Source organism: Thermonema lapsum (assembly GCF_011761635.1).
Lineage (GTDB): Bacteria > Bacteroidota > Bacteroidia > Cytophagales > Thermonemataceae > Thermonema > Thermonema lapsum.
The window spans coordinates 164896-179864 of sequence record NZ_JAASRN010000001.1 but is presented as its reverse complement, the minus strand read 5'-3'; the positions used below and the strand labels follow the sequence as shown (position 1 = coordinate 179864).

Below are 14969 nucleotides of genomic sequence, written 5' to 3'. Positions count from 1 at the left end.
TTTCTGAGCAGTTGCCATCACCTCCTCTATTGAGTTAGCCCCGTACTTCTCCATTCGGCTTGAGACTCCGAAAAACCATTGGGTTCTGTTTCAATCAAATGCAACACTTTCTCAGCTCTACAAACATGCCATGAAGTTTTTTTACCTATCGGGTTTTTTATATAGCACAGCAAAAGCTGCGAAAGCTCAGCTCTCTGGCGAGGGCGCTATTCGTACAAGTGCATTTTTATCTCAAATGTTCGGATACCCGGCTTTTGACACGGAGTAGCGTGCCACTTCTCGACAAACTGCACGCGGTCGTGCTTATCCCAGAGAATCACAGAAGTGAGACGTGTGCCGTAAGTAGAAGTGCATATAAAAGGCGAAGCTAAAGCTCGCTCCCACTCCCGAGGCACGCCTGTATCTGGCAGCAGCTCATCGGGCGGGCGCCAAGTGTCTTCCATGATGGCAAAAAGAGCCTCAAGAGAAATATTATGTTGTTCTATTTGCCGGCTTAGGGCTTGTTTACATCGCTCCAACTTGGGCCAAGGGGTATTAAGCAGCGCATTGCTCAAGCCGTGTATTCCCTTATCTACTTTTTTGATGATGCGTTCTATGTTGGAATAATACATCATGTCGCGTCCATCAAACAAAAGCAGGTTGAAGCCATTATAGTCGGTTGATTTGGGGTGTAGGCGTACCAAATAGTTGAGGCTGCTTTGTTGAGAAAGGAAATATTGCACAGGCAAGACGCCCCGCGAAGGTGCCTGCTCTTTGATAAGCTTAGGGTTACGATAATTGGTGAGTGCTGCTATTCCCTTGCAGGGGTGTATGCCCAGCCAAGTGCCGCCAGCTTGCAAGTCTTTACCGGCAATTACGCCCGCCGGATGCTGCCACTCGTGCGCAGGCTGTGCCGGACGTTCATAAAACTCATCTCTGTTTGCCAAGAAAATCAGCTTATATTGAGGATGGACGTCTTGTGCCCATACAATCAAACACATGGATTTTGGGTTAAATAAGCAGTTTGCAATATACAATTTTCTGCGTTGTCATTCACCCAATGTATGAACATTGATTTTCCATGCTATTTTTTTACTTTTACCGTCATGAACAGATGTCAATATTTATGAAACAATTCATTTTTCGTTTCCCTTTTACAATCACCGTCATACTAATAATTTTATCGGGTATTGCCATGTATCTTGTCGGCAATGAGTTTGTCGCCCTCCATGTATTGGGGCTTAGCTGTACGCTTGCCTTTGGCGCCGCCCTTTCCGAGACTAAGTACAACCCTCCCCTAATGTATGGCATTACTTATGTCAGTTGCTTCATAGCCGGGCTTTTGGCAGATTTGCACCTCGAAAATACGCTACCTTATTACAGTATTTCCATGCTTTTTTGGATAAACTCTGCCATGTTTCGGCATGTGTATTTGGTGCGCTTAGGGCTGCTTACACACCGCTGGATAGAGTTTACCAGCTGGTTGATAGGTGCAGCTTTCTTTCTTATAGCACCTGCCTCCCGGGATATATTAGAAAAAGGCATCTTCTATTTCTCGAATTCAATAAGCAACTGGATATACAGCCATGAAGCTGTCTTATTCAACTTTAGCCTGTTCGGCATGCTCATGCTGGGTTATGCTTTTTTCAAACACTATTACGATTACGTGCAATCAAAGCCTTATTATGCAAACGAAGGGGCGATGGTAGGTAAAGAAGCGCCCAACTTTCAACTGCCCGACGAAGAAGGGCGATTGGTAAATTTGCATCGTGATTATAAGGGGAAAAAGCCAGTGCTGCTCTTTTTCACCCGTGGCGACTGGTGCCCCTACTGTCATATTATGCTGCGTGCCTATGAACGAGCGCACGCACTTTTCAACGAAAGAGGTATAGAGGTGCTTTCTATCAATCCCGACCCGGAAGCTAACAACCGTTACAAAAAAGAGACACTAAGACTTCACTATCGCCTGCTCTACGACCCGAATTTATCGACAGCTGAACTGTATGGTTTCTTTTTGCCCAAAGTAAACCCTGCTGCCAAGGCAGTAAGCAACTTAGACCGAGGAGTACCTTTGCCTGCTGCTATCTTGATAGACAAGCAGGGAATCATTCGCTATATTTCGCGTTCTGACAAGGTGGATACCCTGAATCCCGAATTCATCCTCAAAATTGTAGAAACCTTATGAGTATTTCTATTTTCTGGCTTGTTGTCTTTTTTATCTTTGCCTCGCTGCTTATCTTATGGATAAATGTTCGCTATCAGAGCCGCCTGCGCGAGAGAGAGGAAACCATCGAGCGGTACCGCCAGTTGGTCGATGAAGCAAATGATGCCATCGTGGTAGTAGATATGCTCGACAGCAGCTTGCTGTGGTCCAATGCTGCCTTCCATCGCTTGACGCAAAACAAAGAGGGAAAATATCTCTACCATTTTGTTCCACCCGAGTTGGTCGATACATTAAGCCGGCGCATTGCCCGCACTTATGAAGAAGGGGGGTTGGTATTTCAAGATATCCCCTTGATGGTAGGCGATAATTTGCTGGATGTAGAATTCAGCGGCAAGGTGGTGCCTTTCGAAGCCAATCGCCCTGCGGTTACATTCTATATACGCGACATACGTGAACGCGTACGTTTAACTAAACAAATAGAGCTGCAAAACAAGAAACTACTCGAAAGTATTCGCTACGCCCAGCGCATACAAATAGCCACGCTTCCCTCCGAAAGCTTATTCAAAGAGATGTTTCCCAACTCTTTCATTTTGTACAAGCCCAAAGACATTGTTTGTGGTGATTTTTATTATTACCAGCAAACTCGGCAATACCGCTACGTCATTGCTGCTGACGCCACAGGGCACGGCGTACCGGGCGCATTGCTTTCTATGCTGGGCATTACCTTCTTGGTGCAACTGCTGCACGAAGACGCCAACCATACTCCGGCAGAGTTGCTAAATTTGCTACGAGAAAATATTGTTCAGGCACTCAGCCGCTCCGAAGAGGATAAAAACCAGCTGCGCGACGGCATGGACATGGCTGTCATCAGAGTTGGGGGCGGCAGTATTGTCTTTGCTGGTGCACACAACGGCGCGCTCATCATTCAAAGGTCGGAAATACATGATTTCAAAGGCGACCGCATGCCCATCGGCTATGTGGAGCAAAAGATGGAAGAATCATTTACCAATCACACAATTCCTCTTCTGGGAGGCGAAAAGGTATATATCTTTTCTGACGGCTTTGCCGACCAATTTGGAGGACCTAAAAAACAAAAACTAAGCAGCAGACGATTCAAAGAACTACTGCTCGAAAAAGCTGCCCTTCCTTTTGACCAGCAAAAACAGTCTCTTGAGGTTTTCTTTGAGCAGTGGCGTGGCAACCAAGCCCAAATCGATGATGTACTGGTCATGGGGTTTGAGGTATAAAAGTGCTTCAAACAGCAAGAGACATACTTAGGGGGCAGCAGGCGAAAAAAGACCTCCGAGACGGCTCTCCTGTTATTTTTTGCCTGTGCCCAAGCATACTTTACAAATGAGGCGCCCGGCGCCCTGGCAGGTAGCACACAAAGTGTTGCCAAGGCAACGGCTACATACCCCGTCCTCACAACGCAGACAATCGACCTTTTTGCCCCCTTGCTTTACTGAACCCTTGCCATAACAATAGGCGCAATGCCCCGTTCCTTTGCAAGCCAGGCATTTTCCTTGATAGCAATTCACATCAGGGCATGTTTCGTAATAGCCTGTGCCTTTGCATTGCCCGCACAACAAGGAGTCGGGCAGTTCTTGTGAAAGGTAAAACTTTTTATCGACCCATGATTTACGCACTTGCGCTGTGGCGCTGCTTGCGTAACAGATACCAAGCAGCACAAAGGCAAAAAGCAACAGTTGCTTATATCTCTGTTTCATGGGCAGTTTGCATTGATTCAAGATGACGGGCTACGCGTTCCATCAACCACATGGGGGTAGAAGTGGCGCCGCAAATACCTACACTACGAGCCCCCTCCAACCATTCTTCTTGAATTTCTGCTTCATCTTCTATAAAATAGCTGTGCGGATTTTCGCTGCGGCATACTTCAAACAGGGAGCGCCCATTGGAGCTTTTTTTGCCAGCTACAAAAAGAATCACATCATGTTGTCGGGCAAACACACGCAATTGAGGCTCCCGGTTCGATACCTGCCGGCAAATGCTGTCATTGACACGTAAATACTCTTCCGGCGACAAACCGTTGGCACGAAGACGCTCTTCAATGGCTTCCCTCAAGGCATAAAAGCCTGCGGTGGGTTTAGTCGTTTGACTGAATAAAGTAATGGGCTTGGTGAAGTCAACACCCTGGTCCAAGTCTTCAATGCAAGACACCACAATTGCTTTTTGCTGCGTTTGCCCTGTCAATCCTATGACTTCGGCATGCCCCGGTTTGCCGTAAATCACCACTTGACCGCCCTCTTCCATGCTTTTATCAAAGGCGGTCTTCACCCGGTGCTGCAACTTCAGCACTACCGGACAAGAAGCGTCAATCAATTCTATGTTGTTGCGCAGAGCTATTTCATAGGTTTCGGGGGGTTCTCCATGAGCACGAATCAGCACTTTGCAGTCGTGCAGGTCTTTGAGTTGTTCACGGTCAATAATACGCAAGCCCTTGGCATGCAAACGCTCCACCTCGCGGTCATTATGCACAATGTCGCCCAAGCAATACACTACCTCTGCCTCTTGCAATGCATCTTCTGCCATTTGTATGGCATACTCTACCCCAAAGCAATAACCGGAATTTTTATCTATGCGAATGTCCATAGGTACTTTCTTGAAAAGGTTAAAAATTATGAGAAAAGCCCTATGCCCTTCTCCTCTGTCTTCAACAAGTGGTGATAGTGGTTTTGTTTTTTTCTATGATTTTGGAAGTAGCCAACTGAAGCACATACTCCACCTGCTCGTCGATGGTAAGAAAAGAAGTATCGAGGAAATATGCATCGGGCGCTTGAACCAAGGGGCTTTCAGAGCGGTGAGTGTCAATATAATCTCTGGATTTGAGGTTCTCTATGATTTCATCCAAGTCGAACATTTCCCCCTTCTCGAGCAACTCCTGTTGGCGGCGGTATGCTCTTATGGTTATGTCAGCGGTCATGAACACCTTTACTTCGGCATCGGGGAAAACCGCAGTACCAATATCCCTTCCATCCATGACGATGCCGCGCTGCTTGCCCATCCGTTGTTGTTGAGCCACCATGGCGCGACGCACCGCCGGCAGGGCACTCACTTGGCTGACTATCTGCGACACCCGCATCGTGCGGATTTCATCCTCCACATTCAGTCCATTGAGATATGTGTCGCTTCTGCCCTTTTTTTCATTGAAACGAAAGTCTATTTCTATATTTTTAAGTGCATCTTCTACGGCTTTGGGATTGGTCAATTCCACGAATTGGTCAAGGAAATAGAGCGTAACCGCCCGATACATAGCTCCGGAGTCAATGTAACGATAGTTGAGCGCTGCCGCTACCTTCTTGGCTGTGGTGCTTTTGCCACAGGCTGAGTATCCATCGATGGCTATGATTATCTTTTTCATAATATAGGTTCAATCGGCGCAAAGATACAAGCTTTCCCACAGAATAGAAACCCCCGACCTTTAACAGTCCTTAATAGGACAAGGAATTTTCCCATTCTTGGGTATCTTTCCATGACGCTTGTATTTGGTGTGTCTTTGTGATTGGCAACTACTTACGCTTACAGCACCCATACTCAGCAGCAGCAACAGCGCAAGCCATCGAGTCCATCGTTTCATAGACGCTTATCTTCTTTTACCTCTCTCCCGGGGATAACCAGTGAAAGCACGAAAATTTATTTGTTTATGTTCGCGAGGAACCCACCGTTGACTATCATAACCGTAACGCGGACGTTTGGGAGCACAAGAAGAAATTGCTGCTGTCAGTAAAAGGCTGAGTCCACCCAGCAACATGCATGTTAAAAGGAAACGCTTCATGGACCAATAGATTTTTAACCGGTAAGAAATATACGACTTTGCAATGTAACAGTTAAGGTACATTTTTTCAAAAGCATTAGCAAATATCGTACTTATTTATCTACCGCACTTATTTTTGTAAAAAAGAAAAAGCATGCAGAGTATCTTCAGGGGACTTAAGGTCATAGAACTTGCCAATGTGCTGGCAGGACCTTCCGTAGGGCAGTTTTTTGCAGAGCTGGGCGCACAAGTATTAAAAGTAGAAAATGCCCATTCCAACGGCGACGTTACCCGCGGCTGGCTAAGTAAAAATGAGCAAGAAAACCCTGAGGGCATTTCCGCTTATTTTTGTTGTGCCAACTTTGGCAAGCAATCTATCACTCTCGATTTAAAGCAACAAAGAGACAAAGAAATACTTTATACCCACGTCAAAGAAGCCGACTTGGTATTGGCAAGTTACAAAGCCGGCGATGCCCAAAAGCTGGGCGTAGATTACGCTACTCTTTGCCAATTCAATCCTTCTTTAATTTACGGACACATCACCGGTTACGGAAAAGACGATGCCCGTGTAGGCTATGATGCCATCATACAAGCCGAAGCGGGCTTTACTTACCTAAACGGCGAGCCCGACGGGCGCCCCGTCAAAATGCCTGTCGCTTTGATTGATGTGCTTGCTGCCCATCAATTAAAAGAAGCGCTGCTGCTTGCCCTGTGGCAGCGCGAACGCACAGGCAAAGGCAGCTATGTGCATGTATCTTTATTTGATGCAGCGGTGGCATCGCTTGCCAACCAAGCGACCAATTACCTGAATACGGGCAGTATTCCCCAACGCCTCGGCTCAGACCACCCTAACATTGTGCCTTACGGTACAGTATTTAGCACTGCCGATGGCAGGGAAATCGTACTGGCAGTAGGTACTGACAAGCAATTTCAGGCACTGTGCCGAGTGCTGGGCATTGCCTCAATAGCCGAAGACGTCCGTTTCAGCACCAATGCCGCGCGTGTGCGGCACCGTCATGAGCTGCTTCCCTATTTGAAAGAGGCAATAGCTCGCCGAAAGCGAGACGAGTTGCTCCATACGCTTCAAGAGCACAAGGTGCCAGCTGGGGCTGTCAATCGCATGGATGAAGTATTTCAAAATCCACAAGCACAAAAGCTTGTCCTTTGCCACCCACATAGCCCTTACAAAGGGCTGCGACAATTGGTGGCAGAAATAGAAGGTTATGCATGGCACCTGCCTGCTCCGCCACCGCCGTACAAAGCACCCACAAGCTCGCAGAAAACAGACAATTCATAAGCTTCTCATATTCGGGACCGAAAAGAGGTTTTTTCCAATAAGTTTTGTATTTTTTGCTACCATGATGATATCTTTGCTATGATTCACAAAAGGCAACTGTTTTTATTTATTTGCGTAGCCGGACTGCTGCTAAGTCTCCGTTTCCCTCTTTTTTCGCAAGACATCACCCCCTCACAAGGCATTGAGTTTTATTCACGAGGGCAGTACCGCCAAGCTCTCAACTGCTGGAATGCGCTGCTTCAGCGTCGGGCTCATGACTCCCTCTATGCTTGGCGGGCACGCACACTGCTGGACATGCACCTGCTTACCGAAGCACAAAAAGACGCCACCGAAGCCTTGCGTTTAGCTCCCGAAAACGCCGCTTATCATGCACTTTTGGGCGATATACAACTGGCAGCAGGGCTTTGGCAAGAGGCAAGCCACAGCTATGAAAAAGCGCTCATTCTTACCCCCTACAGCGAAGAATGGAGCGCTAAAAGGGCTTATGCCCTTTATATGAGTGGCGAAAAGGAAAGAGCATTGCAGCAGCTGCAGGAGCTCCAAAACACCGCCAATCTTTCCTTGTGGCTATCGCGAATTCATGCACGCATAGCCCTGCAAGAAAAAAACTATATGCGTGCCATAGAGCTTTACAGCAGCTGTATCAAGCAAAGCCAAAATATTTTCTTTTTTGACTTAACAGAACGCGGCGTCGCTTATCTTGCCTTAGGACAGTATCATAAAGCTTTGGAAGACTTTCGCTTGGCGGCGGCATTACGCCCCTCCTCTCCTTTGGCTTTTTATCAGCAAGCCCTTTGTTACTACCGTATGGGCAGCTATCACACAGCCATGCAACAAATAGAGTACTGCCTGCAACAGGCGCCCTCTTTCACCGAAGGACTTTTGTTGCGTGCTACCATTGCCCAGAAGCTGCAAGAAAGTAAATCCGTTGAAGCCTGCTACCGTCAATTGCTCAAGGACGCCCCCCATCACTTGAGTGCTTATGTAGGTTTGGCACAGTATTACCTTTCTAACAATAGAATAGAACAGGCTGACAGCCTGATTCAGGCTTGTCTTGCTTTAAACAGAGACCACCTGCCCGCCTTGGCACTGCAGTATGTGTTGTATAAAAAGCAACAAGAAGACGCCAAAGCCCAAATGCTATTGTCTTACTACCTGCAGTTGTGCCGCAGTGGAAGCGACTACTATTATCTTGCCAAAGCGTGCTTCGACTTCCTACCCCAAGAGAGATGGAACCCCGAAGGATTGCAATGGGCAAAAAAGGCTGCAAATCAACAAGATACATACGCCCATAATTTATTATGGGCGCAGATGCTTTACAAAGCGGGGCATCCCCTGCGTGCCTATTCTGTATGTGTAAAAGCCATTGCTTTGGCACAAAAAGAGCACCTACCCGCTGAGGAAGCCTTACAGCTAAAGCACACCTTGGACAGCTTAGGATTGGACGACACTCCCCCTGTTATTGAGCTTGTCTCGCCCCAAGCAGACGAACGAGGGCACTTGCTGGTAACTTCTGCTACCTTCACCATCGCCGGACGCATCACTGACGAAAGCAGCATTCGGCAGTTGCATATCAACGGCATCCCTTTGGCTCTAAGCAAAGGGGGCGAATTCCTTTATACGCACAGCCTGCATCAGCCTCATGATACGCTATACATTGAAGCTTGCGACATTCATGGCAATTGCGACAGCAAGCGTTTTATTTTGGATGCTTCCCCCCTGTTAAGCAGGCAAGCCCCTACACATCAAAAGAGGCGCTATTATGCACTCCTATTCGCTACCAACCAATATGAACATTGGAACGACTTAGTGAACCCCGTGCCCGATGCGCAAGCCATTGCCCACACGCTTCGAACGCTCTACGGCTTCGAAATCGATTTAGTCATCAATCCAAGCAAAGAGCAAGTGCTTTTGAAAATCAAAGAGTATCTGTTGAAAGAATATCAAGCCGAAGACGAACTGTTTATCTTCTTTGCAGGGCACGGTCAGTATGACGAACTATTTGGCGAAGGATATTTGGTTACTGCCGACTCCCGCACCGACGACGAAACAAAGTCCAGTTATTTATCTTATTCGAGTTTACGCACCTATATCAACAATATTCCCTGTCGCCACATTTTGCTGATGATGGATGTCTGCTTTGGAGGCACTTTCGACCCCGCCATTGCCAAAACTGTTCAGCAGAGAGGTATAAGCGAGCTTAATGCCGAAGAGCGTGAAGCCTTCATCAAAGAAAAGCTATCGGTCATGACACGCAAATACATCACCTCCGGCGGGAAAGAGTACGTATCGGACGGCACCCCGGGCAAGCACTCTCCCTTTGTTAGGCGCTTCTTGGAAGCCCTGCGCAGCATGGGCGGAGACGACCGCATCCTTACCATCGCCGAGCTGATGACTTACTTGGAAGTCATCAAGCCGCAACCAAGGCTGGGAGAGTTCGGCGACAATGAACCGGGAAGTGATTTCTTGTTTATTATGCCCCTACACAACCATAAATAAGCGCTACACATGAATTGGAAAACATGGTTCGATAGGTATCGAAAACTGGGCATCGCTCAGGACTTAAGCTTTGACTTGGCACAACGCATAGAGCTGCTCAACTTGGGCGTTCTTTTTTTGATATGTATCAACTTGCTCAATGCACTTTTCTTTGCCAATGTGGTACGCAGCCCGGAAGTGTATAACTATTTTTTTGCCACCATACTGATGTATTTGGCTTTTCCAATGCTCAACCATTGGCACATGCATCGTGTTGCCCGCTTCGGTTTTAGCATATACATCCATTTAAACATTCTGCTGTTTGTATATCTGTTTGGTAAAGAAACACTCTTTCAGTACTACTACACCACCACTATCATGGTTTCGGTTTTGTTGTTTACCAAAGAAGAGACGGGGTTGCGGCTGTTGGCAGTGGCTATGCCTTTTGCTTGTACTCTATTTCTATATAAGGGACAATTTGCACCCCAATTTCCTTTATCCGAGGCAGTAGTTGGCATGGTTCGCTTCAATACACTGCTAAGCCTTGCCCTCATCAACCTGTTTGTCGTATGGGTCTCTGACTGGCAATTGCGTAGGAACAGTCACATACTTGACAAACTGACCAAGCAAACAGAAGCGCAAAAAGAACTGCTACGCAAACGCGAAGAAATACTACGCAAGGAAAGAGAAAAAATCATTGTTCACCAGCAAAACCTCGAGAACATCATCCACCAGCGTACAAAAGCATTGATTGAGAAGCAGGAGGAACTGCAAACTTTACTGAAAGACCATCAGCGTAAAATCTTTGAGCTGGAAGAAACCAAAGAAAAGCTGAGCAAGGCACAGCAAGAAGCGCTCAAGTTTGTGCAAACGGTGGCATACAGTGCCGACTGCATCATATTGTCGAACTTGGAAGGTGATGTCATATATATCAATCCGGCAGGTCAAGAGCTGTTGAGACTCAAAGAAAACGCAAGCATCAATCTTAAGGAACTGTTGGAAGCCAACAGCCGCGAGAGCTTCGAAAGAATAGCCCCACTACTCTATGAACAAAAACACTGGCGTGGTGAATTGAACCTTATAGGACAGGGCAGCGGCGTGCCAATCGTCTGTGATGCTCTGCTCTTTCTGGTTCAAGATAAGAACAAGGAACACACTATCTGTCTGGCAGGCATTTTTCGTGACATAAGGGAACAGAAAGCAGCACAGCAGCAAATGCAGCAAATGCAACTGCACTTAGCTGAAAAAGAGAAGATGGCTTCTATTGGTTTGCTTACTGCCGGCATAGCCCACGAGCTCAAAAACCCCATCAACTTTATTCTGGGGAGCACAGCGCCTTTCCGGCGTTATGTAGATTACCTGCAAAGCATCATGGAATGTGTAGAAGAGGTAGTAGCGTCGCCCGGAAAACAATCCATTGAAAAATTAAAAATGCTAGCCAGGCAAGCCTCCGGCGACCAGATATTACAAGATATTAAAGACTTATCGGATAGCATAGAAGAGGGTGCCCGCCGGATAAACACTATCATCTCCGAGCTGTTGACTTTTGCACGAACCGAAGACCAAATGCAGTTTTGTAACCTCAATGCCTTAATTGAGCAAAGTTTGCGTTTTATTAAACCTGAGCTAAGCAAACGAAAAATTGAACTCGACTGGCAGGGCAGCCAACACTTGCCTGCTATTGAAGCTTTCCCTGCACGTTTGCAGCAGGTCATCATTAACTTATGCACCAACGCCATCCATGCCATGCCTCATGGTGGCAAACTGCGTATTCGCACTTGGCACATGAAAGAGCGCGAAGTGATGATTACTGTAGAAGACACAGGCAGCGGCATGCCCGAGCATGTGCGGCGCCACATCTTCGAACCTTTTTATACCACCAAAAAAACCGGAGAAGGCACAGGACTGGGCTTATTCATTGTGTATGGTATTGTTGAGCAGCACGGCGGCAGCATTACCGTGGAAAGCCAAGAAGGGAAAGGCAGCGTTTTCAAGATTCAACTTCCGATTCAACATGCAAGGGAAGACGAATGAGCACGCGTGTTCCTTCACCTTCTTCACTTTCTATTTGCATGCTTCCGTTCATACGTTTCACAAATTCGTGGCAGAGTGCCAAGCCCAAACCAGTGCCACGTTCTCCTCTAGTCCCCGGGCGGCTTACTCCCTTCCCTTGCAGGATTTGAGCAATCATGTAGGGCGACATGCCCACCCCCGAATCTTCTACCATGATGTAGCAATGTCCATTGCCTTTGTAAACAGCCGATAGGGAAACTGTGCCTCCTTCGGGAGTGAACTTCAGAGCATTGTATAATAGGTTGCGTAACACAAAACTAAGCATCTCGCGATTGGCAAGCACCTTCAATTCATTGGGAGGGGCTACATGCAGGCTTATCTGCTTCTCTATAGCCGTTTGGCGTACTAAAGCAGTGTTTTCGTCAAAGAGCGTTTTCAAAGGCACGACAGTCAGTGAGTAGTCCACCTCTTGGAGCTGCAGTTTTGCCCATTGAATCAGGTTGTCGAGCAGCTGCTGTATATTCTGCAGGTGGGCATGGATATCTTGGGCTATATGTACCAGCTCTTCCACCGTAAAGCCCCGCTCAGCATAATTGATAAATACTTGTAAAAAATTGGACAAGGTATTTAGAGGCGAGCGCAAATCATGTGAAATAATAGAAAAAAGTCTATTCTGCAAAGCAGTCAGTTGCTCCAGCTGGCGGTTTCTTTCTGCCAGTTCGCGCGTACGTGCTTCTATACGTTCTTCCAGCTTAGCATTCGCATCTTGCAACTCCTGCAGCAGTTGCTCGTTTTTTCTCAACAGACGATAATGCTCTATTGCTTTGTCTATCTTGAGGCGCAAGTCCACCTCATTCCATGGTTTGCTCACAAAGGCATAGACATGCCCTTCATTGATAGCCCGCATCAAAGATTCCTTATCGCCATAAGCTGTCAGCATCATGGTTACTATGTGCGGATGGTTTTCTGCTACCCTTTTGAGCAGCTCGATTCCATCCATATCTGGCATGCGGCGGTCGGTGATAAGTACTGCCACCGGCTGAGCAGAAAGCACTTGCAATGCCTCTTCGCCGCTTTCTGCTGTAGCAATACGATATAGAGGCTTAAAAGCATGATAAAATGCCTTCAGGTTGTAGGGTTCATCATCTACGTAAAGGATAGTGTAATGATTATGGTCATGCATTGCAATGAGTCTTACGCTGCTGTAATATACGAAGTTAAAACTATAAAAGTCAATATTTGTTGGTTAATAGCGAATTGCCTGCCCGTTTTGTTTGCGCAACAAACCACCTTCATAAGCGACCTCTCCGTTCACTATCACCATCTCTATGCCTTTAGAAAAGCGGTTGGGGTTTTTCACTGTGGCTGTGCCCTCTATGGTTTGAGGGTCAAAAACCGTAAGATCTGCTATTTGCCCTTGCTCTATGGCAGCACGGGGTTGCAATAGTGAAGGAGCCAAAGAAGCAGGCAAAAGGGTTATCTTTTCAAGGATTTTTTCTAATGACATTCCTATATCCAAAGCATGACGTATAGCCGTGGCAAAACAACCTGCACCACGAGGGTGCGAGTTGGCTTGGGGCTCGCTCTCAATGCCTCCATCCGACCCTATCATGCAGAAGTCGGTTTGCAATGCTAGGTCTACTGTTTTGTCTAAAGGCATGGTGCCTTCGGGCACTGCTACCAAGACTCCCGGTGTCCGACGCAATTGTTCGAAACGGGCAGGTGTGAGGCGTTCGCCGGTGCCAACTACTGTCAAGTCGTCGTAATCCAGACCGTAGTACTCTCTCCATCCGGGGTCAAAACGTTTGGAATGCAAATAAGTAGCCCAATAGCTGTAAGGATACACACAGGTAGTAATGCGCAAACCACGGGCACGGGCTTCGGCTATCAAATCCAAAGCCTTAGGCATGTTGTAAGTGCCACCGGTAGAATGTAAGTGAGCAATATGCAAATGTACGTCTGCATCGGCAGCCAAACGAATAGCTTCTTTTACTCCTTCTAATTCTTTTTCAGGCGAAGAATAGCGCAGATGCAAGACCAACGGGCGCTCATATCGTGAAGCCAAGCGTGCATAAGCCAACACTTCTTCATAAGGAGTGGGTTGGTACTCAAGGCTGTGCGATACTCCCAAAGCCCCTGCTTCCAAAGCCCGCTCTACGGCTTTTAAACGGGCGGCTGCAGTATTGTATTGATAGCGTATGCTCATGACTTTGGTCGAAACGCCGTAATTGACGTAGTGCGGCTTCCGGCTGAAATAATCATAAAAAGCGGCAGGGTCACCACTGCCTCCGTGCATCTGCAGCACCGTGCTCAAACCGTCTGTTACCTTGTATTTTTCAAAGATATGGTACGTACGCTCTGGGTTCGAGGAGTTGTCGCCCAAAATGTCGATAAAGCCGGGGCTAACCACTTTTCCATGCACTTCATAGAGCACCTCGGAAGGCAAAGCCACATCCGATACCACCAAGCGATTTTCTTGGTCTATGCCCACAAAAAGGCTTTTCAGCTTGCCACGGTAATAGACCTTCCCCCCAACAATGCCTATCTTCAAAGCCCTGCTTCGCAGCTTAGTGAAAGAAGGCAAAAGCAGGGAAGCCGTAGCCGTAGCCATGAGATGAAGTGCTTCTCTTCTGTTCATGCAATCGTTTTTTCAAAAACTTAGAGTACTGTACAAAAATAAAAATAGACTTTTGCTGCAAATCTCCAACTCAAACGCTCCAAAAATAGTACACCGGGAAGAAAAAGGCAGTCGTTCAAGTCGTTAAAAACAGGAAATATTTTGTATTTTTGCTTTCTATGAAAAGTGTAGAGCAAATATTGGCATCACGGCGATTGCGGCGCACTACAGTACGCAAACGGGTATTGCTTTGCTTTTTGTCGAGTGAATTTGCGCTATCGCAACATGATTTAGAGCAAGCACTGCCCTCCTTTGACCGGGTAACTCTTTACCGTACGCTCAAGACTTTCACCGAAGAAGGTATTTTACACAAAATACCGGACGATAGCGGTACGCCGCGCTATGCGCTATGTCATGACTGTGAACCCCATGCCCATCAGCACCACCATGTGCATTTTAAATGCATCCGCTGTGAGCATACCGAATGCTTCGAGCGCTTGTATGTACCCAACATATCACTGCCCAAAGGCTATGAAGCAGAAGAGTTCAGTTTGTTGGTGCAGGGAATATGTCCGCGATGCAGCGCTCATTCAAACAGTAAGTAATTCAGCAAAATTGTTGCGAAATAATAGCGGTAACATTCTTGGGG

The 14969-nt window shown here is 47.0% G+C and carries 12 protein-coding genes; 6 read left to right on the top strand and 6 right to left on the bottom strand.

The window, feature by feature from the left end; genetic code table 11:
• Window positions 1-206: 206 nt before the first annotated feature.
• The gene (locus FHS56_RS00725) at window positions 207-980 is read right to left on the bottom strand and encodes an NRDE family protein (RefSeq protein ID WP_166917978.1); all 774 of its coding nucleotides are present in this window, start codon (window positions 978-980) and stop codon (window positions 207-209) included.
• Between the two features lie 125 nt (window positions 981-1105).
• Here FHS56_RS00725 and FHS56_RS00720 point away from each other — a divergent pair, with 125 nt between their 5' ends.
• Together FHS56_RS00720 and FHS56_RS00715 are read left to right on the top strand one after the other, a co-directional pair.
• Window positions 1106-2164, top strand: a complete 1059-nt coding sequence (locus FHS56_RS00720; RefSeq protein ID WP_166917977.1) for a peroxiredoxin family protein — start codon at window positions 1106-1108, stop codon at window positions 2162-2164.
• On the top strand, window positions 2161-3390 hold the full coding sequence (locus tag FHS56_RS00715; RefSeq protein WP_166917976.1) for a PP2C family protein-serine/threonine phosphatase: 1230 nt from the start codon (window positions 2161-2163) through the stop codon (window positions 3388-3390). Before FHS56_RS00720 ends, FHS56_RS00715 begins: the two co-directional genes overlap by 4 nt.
• A gap of 72 nt (window positions 3391-3462) precedes the next feature.
• Here the strand turns inward: FHS56_RS00715 and FHS56_RS00710 are convergent, their stop codons facing one another.
• The 3 genes from FHS56_RS00710 to cmk all read right to left on the bottom strand — a co-directional run bounded on the left by FHS56_RS00710 (window position 3463) and on the right by cmk (window position 5522).
• The gene (locus FHS56_RS00710) at window positions 3463-3870 is read right to left on the bottom strand and encodes a hypothetical protein (RefSeq protein WP_166917975.1); all 408 of its coding nucleotides are present in this window, start codon (window positions 3868-3870) and stop codon (window positions 3463-3465) included.
• On the bottom strand, window positions 3854-4753 hold the full coding sequence (locus tag FHS56_RS00705; protein WP_166917974.1) for a 4-hydroxy-3-methylbut-2-enyl diphosphate reductase: 900 nt from the start codon (window positions 4751-4753) through the stop codon (window positions 3854-3856). Before FHS56_RS00705 ends, FHS56_RS00710 begins: the two co-directional genes overlap by 17 nt.
• 61 nt (window positions 4754-4814) lie before the next feature.
• Window positions 4815-5522, bottom strand: coding sequence for a (d)CMP kinase (gene cmk / locus FHS56_RS00700; RefSeq protein ID WP_166917973.1), 708 nt, complete (start codon window positions 5520-5522; stop codon window positions 4815-4817).
• A 547-nt stretch (window positions 5523-6069) separates the two neighbouring features.
• Between cmk and FHS56_RS00695 the strand changes: the two genes are divergently transcribed.
• The 3 genes from FHS56_RS00695 to FHS56_RS00685 all read left to right on the top strand — a co-directional run bounded on the left by FHS56_RS00695 (window position 6070) and on the right by FHS56_RS00685 (window position 11724).
• On the top strand, window positions 6070-7212 hold the full coding sequence (locus FHS56_RS00695) for a CaiB/BaiF CoA transferase family protein (protein WP_166917972.1): 1143 nt from the start codon (window positions 6070-6072) through the stop codon (window positions 7210-7212).
• 78 nt (window positions 7213-7290) lie between these two features.
• Window positions 7291-9711, top strand: a complete 2421-nt coding sequence (locus tag FHS56_RS00690; protein ID WP_166917971.1) for a caspase family protein — start codon at window positions 7291-7293, stop codon at window positions 9709-9711.
• Between the two features lie 9 nt (window positions 9712-9720).
• Window positions 9721-11724 (top strand): sensor histidine kinase, encoded by a 2004-nt coding sequence (locus tag FHS56_RS00685; RefSeq protein ID WP_166917970.1) that lies wholly within the window; start codon window positions 9721-9723, stop codon window positions 11722-11724.
• Here FHS56_RS00685 and FHS56_RS00680 read toward each other — a convergent pair.
• Together FHS56_RS00680 and FHS56_RS00675 are read right to left on the bottom strand one after the other, a co-directional pair.
• On the bottom strand, window positions 11681-12886 hold the full coding sequence (locus FHS56_RS00680) for a hybrid sensor histidine kinase/response regulator (RefSeq protein ID WP_166917969.1): 1206 nt from the start codon (window positions 12884-12886) through the stop codon (window positions 11681-11683). The two genes, FHS56_RS00685 and FHS56_RS00680, sit on opposite strands and share 44 nt — an antisense overlap.
• Before the next feature lie 63 nt (window positions 12887-12949).
• Complete coding sequence (locus FHS56_RS00675) at window positions 12950-14341, bottom strand: amidohydrolase family protein (RefSeq protein ID WP_166917968.1); 1392 nt, start codon at window positions 14339-14341, stop codon at window positions 12950-12952.
• A gap of 158 nt (window positions 14342-14499) precedes the next feature.
• Here FHS56_RS00675 and FHS56_RS00670 point away from each other — a divergent pair, with 158 nt between their 5' ends.
• On the top strand, window positions 14500-14925 hold the full coding sequence (locus FHS56_RS00670; protein ID WP_166917967.1) for a Fur family transcriptional regulator: 426 nt from the start codon (window positions 14500-14502) through the stop codon (window positions 14923-14925).
• The last annotated feature ends 44 nt before the right edge of the window (window positions 14926-14969 follow it).

Bases quoted from the DNA above. Each gene is read 5' to 3' on its own strand.
- FHS56_RS00725 (WP_166917978.1), bottom strand. From the start codon at position 980: ATGTGTTTGATTGTATGGGCACAAGACGTCCATCCTCAATATAAGCTG.
- FHS56_RS00720 (WP_166917977.1), top strand. From the start codon at position 1,106: ATGAAACAATTCATTTTTCGTTTCCCTTTTACAATCACCGTCATACTA.
- FHS56_RS00715 (WP_166917976.1), top strand. From the start codon at position 2,161: ATGAGTATTTCTATTTTCTGGCTTGTTGTCTTTTTTATCTTTGCCTCG.
- FHS56_RS00710 (WP_166917975.1), bottom strand. From the start codon at position 3,870: ATGAAACAGAGATATAAGCAACTGTTGCTTTTTGCCTTTGTGCTGCTT.
- FHS56_RS00705 (WP_166917974.1), bottom strand. From the start codon at position 4,753: ATGGACATTCGCATAGATAAAAATTCCGGTTATTGCTTTGGGGTAGAG.
- cmk (WP_166917973.1), bottom strand. From the start codon at position 5,522: ATGAAAAAGATAATCATAGCCATCGATGGATACTCAGCCTGTGGCAAA.
- FHS56_RS00695 (WP_166917972.1), top strand. From the start codon at position 6,070: ATGCAGAGTATCTTCAGGGGACTTAAGGTCATAGAACTTGCCAATGTG.
- FHS56_RS00690 (WP_166917971.1), top strand. From the start codon at position 7,291: ATGATTCACAAAAGGCAACTGTTTTTATTTATTTGCGTAGCCGGACTG.
- FHS56_RS00685 (WP_166917970.1), top strand. From the start codon at position 9,721: ATGAATTGGAAAACATGGTTCGATAGGTATCGAAAACTGGGCATCGCT.
- FHS56_RS00680 (WP_166917969.1), bottom strand. From the start codon at position 12,886: ATGCATGACCATAATCATTACACTATCCTTTACGTAGATGATGAACCC.
- FHS56_RS00675 (WP_166917968.1), bottom strand. From the start codon at position 14,341: ATGAACAGAAGAGAAGCACTTCATCTCATGGCTACGGCTACGGCTTCC.
- FHS56_RS00670 (WP_166917967.1), top strand. From the start codon at position 14,500: ATGAAAAGTGTAGAGCAAATATTGGCATCACGGCGATTGCGGCGCACT.